This window comes from Actinomadura roseirufa (assembly GCF_900659635.1).
In the GTDB taxonomy this organism is placed as follows: domain Bacteria; phylum Actinomycetota; class Actinomycetes; order Streptosporangiales; family Streptosporangiaceae; genus Spirillospora; species Spirillospora roseirufa.
Window position 1 is genome coordinate 44,566 of record NZ_CAACVB010000019.1, and the last position, 16,487, is coordinate 61,052.

The window sequence follows — 16,487 nt, forward strand, 5'->3', positions numbered from 1 at the left end:
TGATGTGCCATATAACGCGGACGCATGTTGGAAAGGCGGTGAAGGCCAGGGGTGCTTCACTCGCCACCCGGGGGTCGGCCGGTGGACCCGACCGCCCGCCGGACCCGCGATCGCAGCCAGGTATGCGCCGCGTCGCCGTCGTACCGCCGGTGCCAGCTCATCACCAGCGGGACCGGCCGCCGTTCCAGCGGCAGCGAGAGGGCGCGCAGCCCGAGGGCCGCCGCTTCGGGCCCGGCCGCCATCGCGGGCACGGCGGCCACGAGGTCGCCCGCCGCCACCAGCCGGAGGGCCGCCGCCGTGGTGGGAACGCAGGCCACGACACGGCGGGCCAGACCCCGCGCCTCCAGGACGTCGTCGACGGGGTCGCGCAGCCGCCCGCGGCGCGACACGATGACGTGATCGGCGGCGGCATAACTCTCCCAGGTCAGCGCCGTGATCGGGTGCCCGGTCCGCAGGACCGCGACCAGGCCGCCGGCGCCGACGACCTCCGAGCGGAGTTCCGGCCGCGGCCGGTGACCCGCCGAGACCTCCAGGTCGACGCGTCCCGACCGCAGGTCATCGGTGTCGTCCACGGGCTCGGCGAGGAACCGCAGCCGCACGCCGGGCGCCTCGGCCCGCACGGCGCCCAGCAGCACGGGCCCCGCGGCGTCGGTGACGGCGTCGTGACAGCGCAGGGTGAAGGTCCGCTCGAGAACGGCGAGGTCGAGTTCGCGCACCGGGCTGAGCAACGCCTGCGCCTGCTCCACGAGATCGTGCACCCGTTCCCGTACCGCGATCGCGTACGGCGTCGGCAGCATCACCTGCCCCGAGCGCACGAGGATCTGATCACCGGTCGCCCGGCGGATGCGCCCCAAGGTCCGGCTCACCGCCGGCTGCGACAGCCCCAGCCGATCAGCGGCACCCCCCACGCTGCCCTCTTCAAGCAGCGCGTCGAGCGCTATCAGCAGATTCAAGTCCAGTTGCACTGAAAATCCGGGAGATGGTGCCCTGGTCTGGAGCGAGACCGGTCGGCCCGGCCAGAAGCGCACGTTAACGCACACGGGCCCACACGGGCCAACCTGCCTGCACACAGGCGGGTGCAAGCCCAAGACCGCTTCGAAACCTCCTTACATTCTGTGAGACCGCAAGGACACATTGTGCATCCAGAGGCTTGCTCAGAGCTTCCATGCTGGGTGATGGTGGTCGCCCCCGGGTGGGCCATCTTTGGGTACACCCCCGACTGCGGAGGGCTCCGTGGCACTACGTTTCCTCGGCAAGGACCCGGAGAGCAAGGACGGTGACTCGCCTACGCTCTGGCATGACGACACCGATGACAGCGTCGTCGTGCAGGGATGGAAGGAGGAAGACCCGCTGGTGATGGCCGAACTCCTGGCTACCTCTGGACGCCACCACATCCCGCCTGGCGAGGCAGTAGTTCGGATCCCGGGCCGCCTCCTGCCGCTACTCGTGGAGTTGATGAATGACGACAGTCCCGACGCCCGCTGATCTCCTTCGGTCAGCACGATCCAGTGCCGTCCACTTGGAGATGCGCGACGGTTACGCCGTGGACCGAGAGGACGAGGAGTTCGCAGCGTGGAAAGCCGGCCATCGAGACGACCCAACCGACCCGGCTTCATGGTGGCGCCCGTGGCTCTCCCTCGTCCAAGATGTCGCGGCGCGTGGCGTCCAGCTCCGTCGCGCCCGTATTGTGTCGGAGCCGGTGAGCGAATACATCCGATTCGAGTATGACGGCACGTTCACCAACGTGCATGCAGGCGAGCTAGTCCGCTGGCTACCCAGGCGGCGAGCGGCCGATCTGTGCCTTCCTGGTACCGATTTCTGGCTCTTCGATGGCGAGTTGGTCATGTGGAATCATTTCGACGGGGACGGGCGGCCACAGCAGAAGGAGGTCACCACCGATTCGGCGGTGGTCAAGCTCTGCTCGTCGGCGTTCGAGGCGGTATGGGAACGCGGAGTTGATCACGCGGACTACCGGCCGGCCTGACGTATCGGCACACCTTCATCGTGTCGACCACGTCGCCCTCATCCAGTGCTCAGCAGGCCCGGAAGGCTCTGGCCGACCGCCTCCGCGAACTCCGTCTCGATGCTGGTCTCACCGGCCGTGGCCTTGCCGCTGCGGCCGGATGGGACCGCACCAAGGTAAGCAAGATCGAGCATGTGGCCCGCCCGCCCAGCAGCGAGGACATTCGCACCTGGTGCCGGGTGTGCGGCGCCGAGGACCAGGCTGCTGATCTCATCGCGGCCCTCCGCGCCGTCGAGGGGGCCTTCAGTGAGTGGAAACGCCTCCAAAGGTCCGGGTTGCGGCGCCTCCAAGAGTCCCGGGGCAAGCTCTACGAGCGCACTCGTGTCTTCCGTGTCTACGAGCCTGGGATCGTGCCTGGTCTCTTGCAGACCCCCGAGTATGTGCGGGCGGTCCTCACCAAGGTCGGCTCCTTCCGCAGCAGCCCTACCGGCGACCTTGACGCGGCGGTTGCCGCTCGGATCGCGAGGCAGCACGTGCTACGGGATGGCGATCACCGGTTCGCGTTCCTCGTCGAGGAATCTGCCTTGTGGGTGCGCCTTGGAGGCTCCGAGGTGCTGGCCGAGCAACTCGCGCACCTTCTGGAACTCATAGGTCTGCCAAGGGTCTCCCTCGGCGTCATACCCTCGGACGCCGACCGGGAGCTCTGGCCGGTCGAGGGCTTCTGGATGTTCGATCAGGAACGGGTGTCCGTCGAGACGGTCTCTGGATGGCTGACGATCACCCAGCCCGGAGAGATCTCCCAATACGCCGCGGTTTTCGAGGAGTTCGCCGAACTGGCCGCGTACGGCGCAAAGGCGCGCCGCGTGATCAGCAACATCCGAAACACCCTGGTCTGAAAGCCACCTGCCACACATGGGCACACGTGTGGCAGGTGACACCCAGCCCTACCTAGCGTCCTGGGCATCGCGCTACGGGCGTTGCCCGATGAGGAGGGTGTTGTGGGGGCGTTGGACGGGCCGCGGGAGGCGGGGGCCGAGCGGGTGGGCGATCCGCGTGGTGCGGCGTTCGTGGCGGGGTTGGCGGGGTTGGCTCGGGGACAGCGGTTGACGGTGACCGAGCTGAGCGAGACCGGGTTTCGGGTGTCGGCGGGTCCGGAGTCGCGGTCGTTCGTGGTCGAGGCGCGGCGCCGTGACGATGACGGGGGCCGCTGGTGGTTCTGCTGGGGCGGCACGGTGTGGCTGTGCGAGGCCGACAACCCGGCCGATGCCCTGGTGCAGATCAAGGGGGCATTGCGGCGGATCGGCCCGGCGCAAGGTGGCCCGAGCCGGGAGACGTTGTGACCGGCGCGGTGTGGCGGGCGGGGCGGCGGCCTCGATGAGCGGTGGGGCGCCGGGCGGCCGGGCGAGTGCCCGGGAGCGGCTGGGTGCGCTGGACGAGGCATTGCGGCGCAGTGGGGTGCGGACCGAGTTCACCGGCATCGGTGTGGGTGAGCTGACGGTCGAGCGGCGGGTCAAGGTCGCCTGCCATGCGCGTCCGTGGAACGGGCCGTTGTTCTTCTGTGTGCCGTGTCCAGGCGGGCCGTGCAGGGCTCTGGGCCGGGCCGAGCAGGTCACCGAGGTGGCCGGGGTGGTGCTGCGGATGGTGCGTACCAAAGCGGACGGTGCCGACACTTCACCGGGGACGGCCGGTGGCCTGTAGTGCTCTGGGCTGAAGCGCTCCCGTACCGCCGACCCCGATGTCCGCCGGCGTCCTGCGCGGCCGTTCCAGGTCAGAAGGCCGTCAGCGCAGGGACGTGTCGCCCAGTGATTCCAGCAGCGTGCGCAGCAGGCCGGCCAGCCGGTCGCGGTCGGCGGGTTCCAGCGCGGCCAGCAGGCGGTCCTCGTTGGCGACGTGCAGGCCGACCACCTCGTCCACGAGGGCGAGCCCCTCGGCGGTCAGCCTGATCCGCACGGACCGCCGGTCCCCGGTGTCGCGGATCCGCTCGGCGAGCCCCCGGGCCTCCAGCCGGTCGATCCGGTTGGTGATGGCGCCGGAGGTCACCATCGCGGCCTTCAGTAGAGCCCCCGCCGTCAGCTCGTAGGGGGCGCCGGAGCGACGCAGCGTGGCGAGCACGTCGAACTCCCAGCCCTCCAGGCCCCGGGCGGCGAAGAAGTCCTTGAGTTCGCGGTTGAGCACCAGGTGCGCCCGGGAGATCCGGCCGATGACGCCCATCGGCCGGGCGTCCAGGTCGGGCCGCTCGCGCGCCCACTGGGCCAGCACCTCGTCAACGGCGTCCGCCACCGCGCCCTCCCTTAATGTCTCAATATTAAGATTATCGATGAACCTCCATTGCCGTGACCGATCATGGCGAAACGCCGGCGGTCCCGCCCAGGGCGGGATGATCAGATCGGCGTGTCCGAGAGCACCTCGGCGGCGGGGTCCGCGTCCGCTTGCGCGGCGGGCTTGCGGCGGAGCCCGGGGGCGAGGGCGACGGTGACCGCGATCGACGTCGCGGCCATGATCGTGATGCCGGTGCCGGCCGAGGTCCGCTCCGCGACCGCGCCCGCGAGGGCGGCGCCCACGCCCTGCATGGCGAGCATGCCCGAGGAGTGCAGGCCGAGGGCGTGCCCGCTGAGCTCGTCCGGCGTGATCTCCATCAGCCGGTCCTGCATCAGCAGGGTGGCCGCGTAGCCGACGGTCGCGAAGACCACCGCGATCGCGGCGATCGGCACCGCCGGGTGGAACACGAAGACCAGGTGCGGCGCGGCCAGCAGCAACCGCAGCGGCGCCTCCAGCCGGGCCCGCCACTCCCGCGGGACGAACCGGCCGGCGAGGGTGTCCCCGGCGAGCATCCCCACGGCGCCGCAGGCGAACAGGACCCCCGCGTCACCGGGGGCGTAGGGGACGTACAGCGACTCGCACCCGACGATCAGCCCGTTCGGGACCCACAGGGCCAGGTAGACGTAGCGGCGCCGCTTGGACGACCACAGCAGGGCGTTGGTGCGCCAGGTCTCGGCGGCCGACGCCCGGCCCGTGGCGCGCGGCGGCCGGCCCGCCAGGCCGAACCGCGCGACCACCGCGGCCAGGAGGTACAGGCCCGCGCCCACGAGCAGTGTCACGCGCGGCGAAAGGGCCGCCACGAGGCCGCCGCCCGCGGCGAACCCGACGATCTGCATTCCGCCGGCCGACATGTTGAGGACGGAGCGGCCGAGCAGGTAGCCGTCCCGCGCGAGCATCTCGTTGAGGAGCCCGTACCGGACGCCGCCGCCGAGGGACGCGGTGACGCCCAGCGCAAGCACGATCGCGAAGGTCCCCCACACGGGCATGCCGGGCACCGCCTGCGCGGCGGTGCCGAGGGCGAACAGCAGCGCCAGGCCGGTCAGCGCGCCGCGCGGGGGAAGCCGGTCGGCCGCCGACAGCAGCGTCGTCGCGCCGATCAGCTGGGCCAGCGACGGCCCGAACATCGCGAGGGAGGACAGCAGGGGCGAGCCCGTCGAGGAGTAGACCATGGTGCCCAGGGCCAGCCCGCTCACGGTCTGCGCCGCGACCTGCCCGGAGGAGGTGAGGAACAGCGGCGTGAACTCCGGCGTCCGGAAGAGTTCTCGGTACGTGCGCATGGAACCGGAGTTTCGGGCCCGTCCCGCGACCGCCGGTAGAGTTTCGCGAGGAGGCGAAACATGGGCTGGTGGCAGATCAGTACCGACACGCTCGCGGCGAGCCGGTTCGTGGTCTCCCCGCTGGCCGAGACGGTCGCGACCATGAAGGCGCTGGAGCGCGGGACGGCCGCGCATCCGGGCGAACGCGCCTGGCTGGACGCCCACCTGCCCGCCTACCGGGCGCGCCTCGCGGCCGACCCGATCACGGCGCTGCTCATCCGCGCCGCCCTCGGCGCCACTTGGAACGCGGACTTTCTGACCCCGACCCCCAGCCACGACGGCGAGGCCTCTTTCGAGGAGGAGGTCGCCGCCGTCGGCGCCGTCGACGCGGGCACGGCCCGTGAGCATCTGACCGTGTCGCTGGGCGGCCCCGTCCCGCCCGAGCTCGACCGCCCCGACCTGCCCGCGCGCACCGCCGACCACCTCCAGTGGGTGTGGACGCACGTGGTGCTGCCCTCCTGGCCGCGCCGCCGGCGGATCATCGAGGCCGACATCGTCGCGCGCACCGCCCAGCTCGGCCGGGACGGCTGGGCCGGGGCCCTGGACGACCTGCGCCCCGGCATGCGCTGGCTCGGTGGCAGCCGCCTGCAGGTCAATACGCACGACTACCCGCCGCACGATCTGGGCGGCGCGCAGCTGATGTTCGTCCCGGTGACGCCGCGCCACGGCTGGACGAGCTGGGACGAGTCGCAGCGCCGCTTCGCGGCCGTGTACCCGTGCTCAGGCGCTCTGGCGGGCGCGCACATCGCCGCGCCCGAGGCGCTCGGCCGCCTCCTCGGGCCCGCTCGCGCGGGCGTCCTCGTCCTGCTGGACGACCCGAAGAGCACGACGCAGCTCGTCGCGCTCACCGGCCAGGCCCTCGGCTCGGTCGGCCGCCACCTCCGGGTGCTGCTGGACGCGCGCCTGGTCGGCAGGCGGCGCACCGGCCGGTCGGTGCTCTACTACCGGACGGAGACCGGTGAGGCCCTGGTCGCCGCCCAGCGCGACGGCTGATCCCCCGCATGCGCCCTGCGAGGTGGCCGCTGGTCCCGCCCGGCGCGGCCACAGGACGGGGCCTCGCCGTGACCCGCCTCATTCCTCGTCGCGGGGCATGCCGTACTCCGAGCAAAGGCATCCGGTGGCCTTCTCGATCCAGTCCCGCCCGGACCACTCCGGATGCCGCTGGACCATCAGCGCGGCGACCTCCTCGGCGACCGCCTCCGGGGCGGTCCCCGAATCGCGGCGGGCCCACGTCTCGTCCCGCAGGACGCGCAGGTAGTCGCGGACGTCCGTCAGCAGCCGGGGGCCGCCGACCTCACCGTGCCCCGGCACCACGATCTCCGCGCCCTCCGCGGCCAGCCGCCTCATGACCGCGAGCCACCGGGCTCCCGAGACGTCGGTGTCGTGCGGCGGGAACCAGGGGAAGATGGCGAACTGCCGGGCCTCCACGAGATCACCGGTGAACAGGACACCCGCGTCCGGTACCCGGATCACCTGGTCGCCGCGGCTGTGCGCCCGCCCGGTGGCCCGCAGCCGCACCACCCGCCCGCCGAGGTCGAGGTCGTACTCCTTCTCGTAGACGACGTCGGCCTCGCGCAGCTCGACGCCCTCCAGCGCCCGGGCGACCGGCTCGCCGAGCCCCTTGAACATCTCCAGGTAGCCCTCGCCCTTCTCCTTTACCTCGTCGGCCTGGTCCCGGTTGACGAGGAAGGTCGCCGCCCCGGTGAAGACCTGCGCGCCGAACGAGTGCTCCGGGTGAAAATGAGTCGTCGTCAGGTACAAACGGCGTCCCCGGGCATAGTCGGCCGCGAATTCCAGCACCTTTTCCGCATTCCGCGGCCCCAGGCCCGTCTCCACGACGAGAACGGCGTCACGGCCGCCGATCACACCGACGTTCGGGACGAGCTGGACGCGATGATCCGGGATGACCAGCACGTCAGGGGCGATCTCCTGCGCGTCGGAGACGTCCACCACGGGGTCATGTTCGATCATGGAGAACTCCTGAGGGTCGTCCCGCCCAGCGGGTTCGGCGTGGGTGGTCCCACCTCACCGCGGAATGCCGCGGGGCGTCCAACACCGATCCGGCATTCCCGATACCGAGCGGGTATCGTCGCCGGTAATGGAGCTGAGAACACTGCGCTATTTCGTGGCCGTCGCCGAAGAACGCCACTTCGGCAGGGCCGCCGCGCGGCTGCGAATGACGCAGCCGCCGCTGAGCCGGGCCATCAAGCGGCTGGAGACCGACCTCGGGCGTGAACTGCTGCGCCGCTCCCCCACGGGAGTGTCCCTCACGCCCGCCGGGGTCCTGCTGTACGACGAGGCGCGCACGCTGCTCGCGCAGGCCGACAAGGTGCGGGCCCGCATGGACGCCACGGCCGCGCTGACGCTCGGTACCCTCGCCGGCAGCGCCGACCAGCGTCTCGTCGAGGCGTACCGCCGCCGCCATCCCACCGCGCAGATCCGCATCCGCGAGTCCGACCTCACCGACCCGACCGTCGGGCTGCGGGCCGGCCTCGTCGACGTCGCCCTGACCAGGGCACCGTTCGACGACTCCGGTCTCAGCGTCCGCGTTCTGCGCTCGGACCCGGTCGGTGCCGTCCTGCGCGCCGACGACCCGCTCACCGGCCGCGGTCACCTTCGCCTGGACGACCTCGCCGACCGTCCCTGGTTCCAGTTCCCCGAGGGGACGGACCCGCTCTGGCGCGCCTTCTGGACCGGGCTGCCCGGGGCCGGCCGAGGCGGGCCGGTGGTGAGGACCGTCGAGGAGTGCCTGCAGTCCGTGCTGTGGAACGGCAGCGTGGGACTCACCCCGCTCCCCGACACCCAGATTCCCCATGCGCTGCCCGACGGCCTCACCGCGGTGCCGGTGGTCGACTCCCCGCCCAGCGACCTCGTCATCGCCTGGAACAGCGCGTCTTCCACCTCCCTGATCCGCTCGTTCGTCCACATCGCCATCGCCCTGTACCGACCGTCCCGGCCATAACCCGGGAACCCGCGCTCAGAAAGCGGAGGCCGGGCCCCGCGCGGCCCACACGACGCCGCGCCGCTCATGGGCGAAGAGGGTCTCGACCGCGTGGGCGATCTGGGGACCGACCTCGCGCTCGACCAGATGGAGGGCCAGATCGAGGCCCGAGGTGACCCCGCCGCCGCTGATGAAGTCGCCGTCGTCCACCACCCGCGCCCGCACGGGCACGGCACCGCAGGGCGCCAGGATCTCCCGGCCCAGGTCGTGCGCGGTGGCGTGACGCCCCTCGATCAGCCCGGCCATGGCGAGGATCAGCGAGCCGCCGCACACCGTCGCGACGAGGGTGTCCTCGGATTCGAGGGCCTCGGCGGCCAGCGCGGGCAGGCCGGTCTCCAGTGTCCGGGCGAGGATCGCGGGGACGGTGCGCCCGCGGTCCCGCTCACCGATCTCCTCCTCGGGGCGGACGTCTCCGGCGGCGCCCGGCAGGATGATCACGTCGGCGGCGGCCGGGTCGAGCGCCCCCATCGCCCGCAGGGCCAGCGGCGGCGTGCCGCTGGGGACCTCGCGGGCGCCCTCGGCCGTGACCAGTTCCACCGTCACCGCGCCGCCCGTCGCCATCCCCGCCGCGTGGAGGACCTCGTACGGGGCGACGACGTCCAATGGGTCGAAACCGTCGAACAGAACGATCTGAGCGTGCATCGAGAACCGCTTTCCTTTCGTGCCGTCACCATCTCGCGGCGAAACGCTAAGCGGGCCGCGCGGCCCGGCCCAGCAGGTAGAACGACAAATTCCCACGGGTTCTCGCCAGCATCAGAATCTCGCGCGACAAGAGTTCGGTTCCGGTCTTTCGTTTCCGGGCCAGTCGGCCACGGCTACCGTGTCCGCCATGCACACGGTGGCGGTCCTGGCCCTGGACCATGTCGTCGCGTCCGACCTGGCGACCCCGATCGAGGTCTTCCGGCGCGCCGAGACGGCGGACGGGCACCGGCCCTACCGGGTCCTGGTCTGCGCGGAGGCGCCCCGGGTCGACGGCGAGACCTTCACGATCATCGCCCGGCACGGCCTGGAGGCGCTGGGCGAGGCGGACACGATCATCGTCCCCGGCTGCTCCGAGGAGGCACCGCCGCCCGGCCCGCGGGTGCTGGGCGCCCTGCGCGCGGCGGCGGCCTCCGGCACACGGATCGCCTCCATCTGCGCCGGGGCGTTCACGCTCGCCGAGGCCGGTCTGCTGGACGGGCTGACCGCGACCACGCACTGGGCGGCGGCGCGCCGGCTCGCCGAAGCCCACCCCCGGGTCGACGTGAGGCCGGACGTGCTCTACATCGACCACGGGCGGATCCTGACCTCCGCCGGAGCCGCCGCCGGGCTCGACCTTTGCCTGCACCTCGTCCGCCGCGACCTGGGCGCGGCCGCCGCCGCCGCGGCGGCGCGGATGTCGGTGACGCCGCTGGAACGGGAGGGCGGGCAGGCGCAGTTCATCGCGCACACTCCGCCGCCCGTGCCACGGGGCTCCATGCTGGAGCCGGTGTTCTCGTGGATCGAGGACAACCTCGCCCACGACGTCACGCTCGCGTCCATGGCGGCGAGCGGCGGCCTGAGCGAGCGGACCCTCAGCCGCCGTTTCCGGGACCAGACCGGCACCACGCCGCTCCAATGGCTGCTGCGGGCCCGGGTGCGCCGCGCGCAGTTCCTCCTCGAGACCACCGATGAGGGAATCGAGCGCATCGCCGCCCAGGTGGGTTTCCAGTCCCCCACGGCCTTTCGGGAGCGTTTCAAACGCATCGCCGGTGTCACGCCTCGGTCCTATCGTTCGTCTTTTCGTTCCCCGGCCTCCTGACGCCGTCCGGCTCGTCCGGATCGACGAGCGGACCGGCGTCAGGTACCCATGACCGCGAACAGGATGCCGCCGATGACGTGCGCCAGGACGGTTACCACCAGGGCGACGATGAACAGGTACTTGGCCGTGGGGTGATCGAACTGGGAGCCCGGGCGGGCGGGCTCCGCGGAGCGCTCGAGCGCCTGCTGTTCCAGCGTCTCCAGGGACGGGAGGAAGGAGGGGCGCTTGATGGAGGGCATCGGTGGTCTCCTTGCCGCGAACCTCGTGTGCCCTAACGATTAGGGCACTAATCATTAGTGTACGATATCGATGAGAGCCTTCCCCACCCGTGAGAGGTCGCCCGTGAGTGACATCGAGCACGCCGGCGCCGTCGCGGCAGAGGAGATCGACCCGCTGGCGCTGGAGAACCAGGTCTGCTTCGCCCTCGCGGTCGCCGCGCGGTCGGTGATCGCGGTGTACCGGCCCCTGCTGGAGCCGATGGGTCTGACGCACCCCCAGTACCTGGTGATGCTCGCGCTGTGGCAGCACGCGCCGCTGTCGGTCAAGGACCTCAGCGGGATGCTGCAGCTCGAACCCGCGACCCTGTCACCCCTGCTCAAGCGCCTGGAGTCCGCCGGGCTCGTCCGGCGCCGGCGCGCCGCTCGGGACGAGCGTGCCCTCGCGGTCATGCTGACCGAGGAGGGAGTCCGGCTCCGCGGCGAGGCGCTGAAGGTTCCGCCCGCCGTCGTCGAGCGCCTGGACATGGACATCGGCGAACTGCGCGAGCTCCACGGCGCCCTCACCCAGGTGATCGCCGCCGCCAAGACCGCCGCGCACACCCCGTCCTCCCCGGCCTGACCGCACGCCTCGGCCGAGGCGACTCGATGCCCGGCCGCGCCCGCTCCTCCGGCCGCGACGCCTCCGAGGGAGGCCCCGCGCACCCTCACCGACTCGGGCGGGGTCACGCGCGGGTCAGTTCAGGCCCAGCGACCTGACCAGGTCGAGCATCTCGGCGCGGTGCAGGGCGGCCGGGTTGCCCGCTATGGGGTGGATGTGACCGTCGATCTCCAGGGCGACCAGGCCGTGCATCCGGCCCCAGACGCGTAGCGCGAGCGCCGCCGCACCGGGCGGCACGTCGGGGAGATCCTCCCGGATCTTCGCCACGTAGGCCGGATGGAGGTCGGACCAAGAGGTGTCCTCGGGCTGGTGCCGCCGGGCATGCGGCCAGGTGGTCGCCACCAGGCGGGTGAGCTCGCGGCACACGCGGCGGGCCGTCTGGTCGACCGGCCCGTCCTCGGGCGGCCGGTAGCCGGGGACGGGATGTCCGTAGAAGAGCCGGAAGCTCTCCGGATGGGCCAGTGCCCATTCCCTCAGCGCCCGGCCCCAGGCCATCAACCTCCCACCGGGGTCGTCGGTGGGCACCGCGTTGCTGGCCGACTCCAGCGTATCCGCGAGCGAGGCGGCGATATCGCCGATCAGCGCCGTGATCAGGTCGTCCCTGGTGGGGAAGTAGCTGTAGATCGCGCGCGCGGTCATCCCCATCTCGCGGGCGATGCCCCGCAGGGAGATCGCTCCCGGCCCGCCTTCGGCCATCTGCCGCAGCGCGACGGCCTTGATCTCACGGCTCGTCTCGACCCGCAGCCGCTCCCGGCGGCTCACCACGCCCCCGGTGCGTTCACCTTCGATGTCCACCTTGAGCACGTTACAGGGATGCATTACTCTTCACCGAGTCAAAAGTACACGCCGTGTCCAAATGAAACGGGGTTTCCATGCCTGCCTACGTCATCGCCAACGTCGATGTGCTCGACGAGGAGGCCGGCTGGGCCTACGCCCCCGTGGCCCAGCGGTCGATCCTCGACCACGGCGGCCGCTACCTGGTCGCGGGCCCCGTGCCCGAACCCGCCGAGGGCACCTGGGACGCCTCCCGGCTCCTGATCATCGAGTTCCCCGACATGGACCGCCTCCGGCAGTGGTACGACTCCCCCGAGTACCGCCGGGCCAGGGAGATCCGGGACGGCAAGGCCAAGGTCGGGCTGCTCTTCGTCGAAGGCTCCCCGCCCGAAGGCTTCACCCTCCCCGCCTAGCAGCCCGCCAACGATGTGAGTCCTGCGGCGATGCCAGTTGGTTTCAGGGGTTCGGGTGCGGGGGCAGTTCGAGTGCGGGGTCGAGCCAGCGCAGGACCAGGCCGCACGGGCGGTCGTCGCTCCGGCTGGCCGTGACGTCGAGCATCGTCTTCCTGACCAGCGGTCTCTTGCGGTTGAGTCGCTGCACGCGATGGGATCCGCCGAGTTCTCCCGACGAGATCACCTTGCCGTTGCCGCGGATGCTCCACGCGACCGGGGCCCCGGCGCAGGAGCCCGGCGCCAGGTCCAGCCTCCCGCGCAGGAGTTGGTCGACGTTCCTCCGGGCGTCGAAGGTGGTGCTGATCCTCGCGCCGCCGGTCAAGGTCCACTCAAAGGCGTCGATGGCGGTGTGGGGAGGGACCTTCGCCCGGTGCGAGCGCGTGCTCGGCCTGACGCCCGACCGGTACTCGGGGACCGCCGGCACGTCGGACACCACGGAGATGATCACGACGAGGAGCACGGCCGCCACCATCACCCCGAGGATCACGAGCCAGGTACCGGCGTCCCCGTCCGTCGCCTTCTCCGGCGGACGCGCCGGCGGATCGGGCGGCCACGTGAGCCGCCGGCGCATTGCTCCGCCGGGCGAGGAAAGGAGCGGGCCGGTTAATCGAGCCGGGCCGAAGCCGTCCGCATAGAGAAAAGGAAGGGCCGCGAAAGGCAGGACGGCTCCGGAATGCGCGAGGGCCCCAATGTCCGCGAACGCGCCCGGCGGCTCCGAACCGGGAGAAGGACCGCGCGTTTCGGAGCGGGCCCTTGCCAGTGACCGTTCCAGTCCGTCGAGCCGGTGGCGATGGCGGTGACGGGCGTGGCCGAGATCCCGCAGGGCGCGTTCTCGCTCGTCGAGACCGTCCCCGATCTCGATGGGCCAGGCGTCCTGTTCGAGGGCGGCGAGGCGGGCCGTCGCCCGAGCGGCGAGCCGTTCGGCCGTCCGCTTCTGTTCTCTGACCTCGGCGAGCTCCCGCTCGACGCATCGGCGGAGCCGCTCGACACGCGAGATGTCCCGCTGGATCACCGCGAGCCGGGAACGGCCGGGATCGTCCGGATCGCCTTCCTCGACGCCGCCCCGCGGCAGCCGGTCCCGTTCTGTGGTGAGCCTGTCCAGCCGAAGTCCGAGGTCGAGGGCGAGCGTCATGTAGTGCGTCAATAATCGCTGGGCGATGTGCGCCTCATGCTGCCCCGCCTGGACGAGTCGTCCGGCGGAGGCCAGCGCGCCGGCGGCCTCCCGGCGGTCCGGCTCGGACGCGTCGACCGTGTCCACCTCGGGGTCGGGAGCGGACCCGGCGCCGAGAGGCGGCCGCCCATGGCTCCGGGCCTCGGCCGGCCGTTCCGCGCCCTCTCGCATGATCACACCCCCACCGGAGATTGTCCGTCACCGCCTTGCCTTTCGCCATCCTTTCAACGCACAACGACTCGAATGATCAACCGGCGGGGAAAATCGGTGGCCGAAAGAACGGCCGATATCCGCGGGCCGCGCAATGTGCACCGAGATTCTCACCACGAAATCGACCGGTCCTCAGTCCCGGTCGCGAGGCTCCACGGTGAGGATGAGCTTGCCGGTCGTCCGGCGGGCGAGGAGATCCGTGTGCGCCTGGGCGGCGGCCGACAGCGGGTACTCGGCGCCCACCTGCGGCCTGATCTGCCCGGCGGCGGCCAGGCGGAGCAGTTCGCGGAGCGGTTCCCCGGCGGCACCGGACTCCTTCAGAAGCGGGGCCAGCCACAGACCGCCCAGGAGAGTGCTGTGCATGGTGAGACGGCCCGGGTCGACCGTCGGCACGCCCGTCCCCGCCGACGCTCCGTAGGTGATGACGCGCCCGAAGCTCGCGAGCGCGTCCAGGGCCTGGTCGAGCACCGCCCCGCCGATCGCGTCCAGCACGACGTCGACGCCGCGGCCCTCGTTGGCGTCCAGGACCCGCTCCCGGTAGCCGTCGGCCGCTCCGTCGACCGCCGCGTCGGCACCCAGCTCCAGCGCCAGGGCCCGTTTGTCCTCGGTCGACGCCGTGGCGATGACCCGCCCGGCGCCGAGCCGTTTCGCCAGCTGGACCGCCAGCGAGCCGACCCCGCCCGCGGCGGCGTTGACCACCACGGTCTCCCCGGCGCCCACCCGCGCCGCCGAACGCAGCAGATGCCAGGCGGTCAGCCCCTGGACCAGGAGCGCCGCGGCCTCGCCCGCGCCGACGCCCTCCGGGACCTCGACCAGGTCACGGACGGGGACGGCGGCCTTGGACGCGTAGCCCCCGGCGGTCAGGTACCCGAGCACGCGCCGCCCGTCGCCGGTCCGGCCGACGACCTCCATGCCGGGCACGTGCGGAAGCGATTCGGGAGGGGCGTACTGCCCGGCGACGGTCAGAATGTCCGCGAAGTTGACCCCCGCGGCCTCGACCTCGACCAGAACCTCGCCGTCCTCCGGCGCGGGGTCGGGCCGCTCGACCTCGGCCAGCACCTCCGGGCCGCCGAACTCGTCGAACTCTATGGCGCGCATCGGCTCTCCCATGATGTCGATCAGAACGTTCCCACCAGGCTAGGAAGACGCTCACCGGCCGACCATCCGTGATCGCCGATGCTGCCGGGACCGTCCATGAACGCCGCTCATATACCCTTCCGGACATGAGCGGCCGAGATCTGACGGCGAGTGAACTGCGCATCCTCGTCGCCATCGACCGGACGGAGAGCTTCTCGGCCGCCGCCCGGGAGCTCGGCCTCACCCAGTCGGCGGTCTCGCACGCGGTCGGCGGGGCCGAGCGCAAGATCGGGGCGGTGCTGTTCCGCCGTGACCGCGGCGGCGCGCGGCCGACCGCGGCGGGCGCCGCGGCGATCGGGCACGCCCGGCGCGTCCTGCGGCTGCTGGACACGATGAAACAGGAGGCCCGCGCCGCCTTGGCGGGCGAGATGACCGGTACCGTCCGGGTCGCGGCCTTCCGTGGCGCCGCGTTCAATCTCCTCCCCGGGGTACTGGCCCGGTTCGGACGGCGTCATCCCCGTATCACCGTGGACGTCAGTGTCGTCCGGGAGACCGGGCAGGGCGTCCCCGGGCAGGTCCGCGACGGTCATGCCGACCTGGGCATCGCCACCCTCTTCGCCCCGGTCGACGACCTGGTCGGCAAGCTCCTGTTCGACGACCCGTACGTGCTGGTCTACCCGGCCGGGCACCCGGACCCGTACAGCCTCCCCTCCATCCACTGGAACGAACGCGCGTCGTCCGAGACCGAGAGCTGGTGCGCCCGGCAGACCTGGCTCTCCACCAGCGACATCCGCGTGGAGGACGACGGCGTGGCCATGTCCATGGTCGGCCACGGTCTCGGCACCGCGGTCGTGCCCCGCATGTCCTTCGCCTGCGCGCCGCCCAAGGTCGCGATGCGGCAGCTGGGGCCCGACGCTCCCGTCCGCCGGGTCGGATACGTCATCACCCCCGAGATGCTCGGCTCGGCGGCGGTCCGCGCGCTGATCTCCGAACTTCGCGCGCAGATCCCGGCGACGGCCCTCGCCCCCGTCCCGGAGCGCCGACCGAGCTGAAACGGCGCCTTTCTCTAAACAGGCTGGTCAACCGGGCCTCGGTCGTCGTTCACGGGCTCGCGGTGGACGCGGCCACGAGTGCGGCCCGCGGGTGCTGTCCGGCTCTCACGGAAAGAGAATTCGTGAATGTGGCTTGACGATTCCCACTCGGCCGTGCGATGATTTCCTTGGGATTGAGGTTGACAGATTAAATAGCGTGTGGACAATCGTTTGTGTTTAGTCCTATGCTGCCCTTCCGCGCTCGTCCTCGGCATCCCGTCCTTTCGTATCGGCCGTGCTGCCGTCCGGCGTGCGTGTTCAGTCGGCCGCGAGCCCTCGGAAGGACATCTGTTGGCAGCCTCGCGCTACGCCTCTCCCGCACTCACCGGTCCCCGTCACGTCTCCTTCGCGCGCATCGAGGAGCCGCTCGAAGTCCCGGACCTCCTTGCTCTGCAGACCAACTCGTTCGACTGGCTGCTGGGCAATGAGAGGTGGAAGGCCCGGGTCGAGGCGGCCC

Annotated in this window: 20 protein-coding genes; 11 read left to right on the forward strand and 9 right to left on the reverse strand. The window is 71.6% G+C overall.

Translation table 11 applies throughout. The features are described from left to right. Window positions 1–56: 56 nt before the first annotated feature. Window positions 57–953 carry a LysR family transcriptional regulator gene (locus E1291_RS06685; protein WP_207400597.1) on the reverse strand — a complete coding sequence of 299 codons (897 nt, stop codon included), beginning with the start codon at window positions 951–953 and terminating at the stop codon, window positions 57–59. Window positions 954–1,233: 280 nt separating this feature from the next. On the opposite strand from E1291_RS06685, the gene E1291_RS06690 reads away from it, so the two are divergent. From E1291_RS06690 to E1291_RS06710, 5 genes are all read left to right on the forward strand, one after another. After that, entirely contained in the window at window positions 1,234–1,485 is a 252-nt protein-coding gene (locus E1291_RS06690; RefSeq protein WP_131736841.1) for a hypothetical protein, read from the forward strand. Continuing rightward, window positions 1,460–1,984, forward strand: a complete 525-nt coding sequence (locus E1291_RS06695) for a DUF6879 family protein (protein WP_131736842.1) — start codon at window positions 1,460–1,462, stop codon at window positions 1,982–1,984. Before E1291_RS06690 ends, E1291_RS06695 begins: the two co-directional genes overlap by 26 nt. Before the next feature lie 20 nt (window positions 1,985–2,004). After that, window positions 2,005–2,859, forward strand: a complete 855-nt coding sequence (locus tag E1291_RS06700) for a helix-turn-helix domain-containing protein (RefSeq protein WP_131736843.1) — start codon at window positions 2,005–2,007, stop codon at window positions 2,857–2,859. Window positions 2,860–3,072: 213 nt separating this feature from the next. Continuing rightward, window positions 3,073–3,303, forward strand: a complete 231-nt coding sequence (locus E1291_RS06705) for a hypothetical protein (protein ID WP_165494986.1) — start codon at window positions 3,073–3,075, stop codon at window positions 3,301–3,303. A 34-nt stretch (window positions 3,304–3,337) separates the two neighbouring features. Continuing rightward, window positions 3,338–3,661, forward strand: coding sequence for a hypothetical protein (locus E1291_RS06710; protein WP_131736845.1), 324 nt, complete (start codon window positions 3,338–3,340; stop codon window positions 3,659–3,661). 81 nt (window positions 3,662–3,742) lie between these two features. On the opposite strand, the gene E1291_RS06715 is transcribed toward E1291_RS06710, so the two are convergent. Continuing rightward, the gene (locus tag E1291_RS06715; protein WP_131736846.1) at window positions 3,743–4,243 is read right to left on the reverse strand and encodes a MarR family winged helix-turn-helix transcriptional regulator; all 501 of its coding nucleotides are present in this window, start codon (window positions 4,241–4,243) and stop codon (window positions 3,743–3,745) included. Between the two features lie 101 nt (window positions 4,244–4,344). Further along, entirely contained in the window at window positions 4,345–5,559 is a 1,215-nt protein-coding gene (locus tag E1291_RS06720; RefSeq protein ID WP_131736847.1) for an MFS transporter, read from the reverse strand. 60 nt (window positions 5,560–5,619) lie between these two features. On the opposite strand from E1291_RS06720, the gene E1291_RS06725 reads away from it, so the two are divergent. Then, complete coding sequence (locus tag E1291_RS06725; RefSeq protein WP_131736848.1) at window positions 5,620–6,591, forward strand: ArsR/SmtB family transcription factor; 972 nt, start codon at window positions 5,620–5,622, stop codon at window positions 6,589–6,591. A gap of 78 nt (window positions 6,592–6,669) precedes the next feature. Here E1291_RS06725 and E1291_RS06730 read toward each other — a convergent pair whose 3' ends face one another. Further along, window positions 6,670–7,569, reverse strand: coding sequence for an MBL fold metallo-hydrolase (locus tag E1291_RS06730; RefSeq protein WP_131736849.1), 900 nt, complete (start codon window positions 7,567–7,569; stop codon window positions 6,670–6,672). 127 nt (window positions 7,570–7,696) lie between these two features. Between E1291_RS06730 and E1291_RS06735 the strand changes: the two genes are divergently transcribed. Continuing rightward, complete coding sequence (locus E1291_RS06735) at window positions 7,697–8,560, forward strand: LysR family transcriptional regulator (protein WP_131736850.1); 864 nt, start codon at window positions 7,697–7,699, stop codon at window positions 8,558–8,560. 15 nt (window positions 8,561–8,575) lie between these two features. On the opposite strand, the gene E1291_RS06740 is transcribed toward E1291_RS06735, so the two are convergent. Continuing rightward, on the reverse strand, window positions 8,576–9,241 hold the full coding sequence (locus E1291_RS06740) for a DJ-1/PfpI family protein (protein WP_131736851.1): 666 nt from the start codon (window positions 9,239–9,241) through the stop codon (window positions 8,576–8,578). Between the two features lie 187 nt (window positions 9,242–9,428). On the opposite strand from E1291_RS06740, the gene E1291_RS06745 reads away from it, so the two are divergent. After that, complete coding sequence (locus tag E1291_RS06745) at window positions 9,429–10,379, forward strand: GlxA family transcriptional regulator (protein WP_131736852.1); 951 nt, start codon at window positions 9,429–9,431, stop codon at window positions 10,377–10,379. Window positions 10,380–10,417: 38 nt separating this feature from the next. Here the strand turns inward: E1291_RS06745 and E1291_RS06750 are convergent, their stop codons facing one another. Beyond that, window positions 10,418–10,618, reverse strand: coding sequence for a hypothetical protein (locus tag E1291_RS06750; protein WP_131736853.1), 201 nt, complete (start codon window positions 10,616–10,618; stop codon window positions 10,418–10,420). Window positions 10,619–10,721: 103 nt separating this feature from the next. Between E1291_RS06750 and E1291_RS06755 the strand changes: the two genes are divergently transcribed. Then, a complete protein-coding gene (locus E1291_RS06755; RefSeq protein WP_242613982.1) occupies window positions 10,722–11,216 on the forward strand; it encodes a MarR family winged helix-turn-helix transcriptional regulator in 495 nt (164 codons plus the stop codon). Between the two features lie 114 nt (window positions 11,217–11,330). On the opposite strand, the gene E1291_RS06765 is transcribed toward E1291_RS06755, so the two are convergent. Then, window positions 11,331–12,050, reverse strand: coding sequence for a TetR/AcrR family transcriptional regulator (locus E1291_RS06765; RefSeq protein WP_242613983.1), 720 nt, complete (start codon window positions 12,048–12,050; stop codon window positions 11,331–11,333). A 77-nt stretch (window positions 12,051–12,127) separates the two neighbouring features. Between E1291_RS06765 and E1291_RS06770 the strand changes: the two genes are divergently transcribed. Beyond that, a complete protein-coding gene (locus tag E1291_RS06770; RefSeq protein ID WP_131736856.1) occupies window positions 12,128–12,442 on the forward strand; it encodes a DUF1330 domain-containing protein in 315 nt (104 codons plus the stop codon). A 43-nt stretch (window positions 12,443–12,485) separates the two neighbouring features. Here the strand turns inward: E1291_RS06770 and E1291_RS06775 are convergent, their stop codons facing one another. Further along, window positions 12,486–13,823, reverse strand: a complete 1,338-nt coding sequence (locus E1291_RS06775) for a hypothetical protein (RefSeq protein ID WP_131736857.1) — start codon at window positions 13,821–13,823, stop codon at window positions 12,486–12,488. A 171-nt stretch (window positions 13,824–13,994) separates the two neighbouring features. Continuing rightward, window positions 13,995–14,960, reverse strand: coding sequence for a quinone oxidoreductase family protein (locus E1291_RS06780; RefSeq protein WP_131736858.1), 966 nt, complete (start codon window positions 14,958–14,960; stop codon window positions 13,995–13,997). A 125-nt stretch (window positions 14,961–15,085) separates the two neighbouring features. Here E1291_RS06780 and E1291_RS06785 point away from each other — a divergent pair, with 125 nt between their 5' ends. After that, window positions 15,086–15,991: a LysR family transcriptional regulator gene (locus tag E1291_RS06785; protein WP_131736859.1), complete on the forward strand. Its 906-nt coding sequence runs from the start codon at window positions 15,086–15,088 to the stop codon at window positions 15,989–15,991. Window positions 15,992–16,487 lie beyond the last annotated feature (496 nt).